Genomic DNA, 1,316 nt, shown 5'->3' with positions numbered 1-1,316 from the left:
TCAGACATGTCCGGCGGCAACAAGAAACCCTGACCACGATCAACCGGCCGATACCCATTCGCCACACCCAATAATCGAACACCTACCGGGTTATACGCACCAGCCACGCCGATTCTGCAACAGCCTCGGAGCGGCAGTAATCATCCGTGAAGCCGTTATCCACAGGGGCTCCGACGCGATCGGCGGAAATCCGTCAGGCTGGGTGAGTGAACTGGTGGTGGGAGCGGCAGCTCGCTGATCAAGGGCTGGAGGTGGTGATCCACGAGCAGGACCGGATCGTGGCGCGGGCGCAGTTGTTCGCGGCGGGCTGGTCCGAGGCACAGATCCGCCGACCGCTGCGGGCACGGCGCTGGCAGGTCGTGCATCCGGGTGTCTATGCCACCCATACCGGACCGATCGGGTACGACGGCCGTCTGCTGGCCGGTCTCTTGTACGCCGGCCCCGAGGCGGCGTGGAGTCACGACACCGCGGCCGAGCAACTGGGGCTCATCAAGGTAGACGGCAATCGGCCCGTCCACGTGACGATTCCGGAGCGCCGCCGGATCGCACGGCAGCCACAGCTCGTCGTCCACCGGGACATCTGGTGGGCCGACCGGCTCGCGACGGTCGTACCACCGCGCCGTACGGCGGCCCATGCCGTACTCGACCTGGTCGACAGCTCCCGGACGCTGGATCACGCCGCCGCGCTCGTCGCCGAGGCCTGCCAGAGCGGGCGAATCACCGCAGCTGATCTACTGACCGCGTTGGACGAGCGGCCGCGGCTGCGTCATCGGCGGGCGCTCCGGCCGATCATCGCGGACGTGGCGGCCGGGTCACATTCGTTGCTGGAACTGCGTTATCAGCGAGACGTCGAGCGCCGGCATCGGCTGCCGACCGGAGTCCGGCAGCGAGCCGTGGATGGCGAGTACACGGACGTGCACTACGACGGATTCGGCCTGAATGTCGAGCTGGACGGGCGGTTGCACCTCGTGCCGCGACAGCGCTGGCGGGACCTGGATCGGGACAACCGAGCCACCCTTCGTGCCGAGGCGACACTGCGGTACGGCTATTTCGACATCACGAGCAGGCCCTGCGCGGCCGCCGTACAGGTCCTGCAAGCCCTCCGCCACCGCCACCCGGCCCTCAAAGCCCGGCCGTGCGGTCCGTCATGTCCGGTCCGGTGAGGTTCACGGAGTCCTACTGTCACGGAGAGGCTGTTGCAGAATCGGCGTGGCTGGTGCGTATAACCCGGTAGGTGTTCGATTATTGGGTGTGGCGAATGGGTATCGGCCGGTTGATCGTGGTCAGGGTTTCTTGTTGCCGCCGGACATGTCTGA

At 66.6% G+C, this 1,316-nt stretch carries 1 protein-coding gene; it reads left to right on the top strand.

From position 1 onward, the window contains the following. Positions 1-206: 206 nt before the first annotated feature. Entirely contained in the window at positions 207-1,163 is a 957-nt protein-coding gene (locus E1261_RS44775; RefSeq protein WP_132416462.1) for a hypothetical protein, read from the top strand. Positions 1,164-1,316 lie beyond the last annotated feature (153 nt).

Source organism: Kribbella albertanoniae (genome assembly GCF_004348455.1).
Lineage (GTDB): Bacteria > Actinomycetota > Actinomycetes > Propionibacteriales > Kribbellaceae > Kribbella > Kribbella albertanoniae.
The sequence above is the reverse complement of the archived record's forward strand: the minus strand, read 5'-3'. Positions and strand labels throughout refer to the sequence as shown.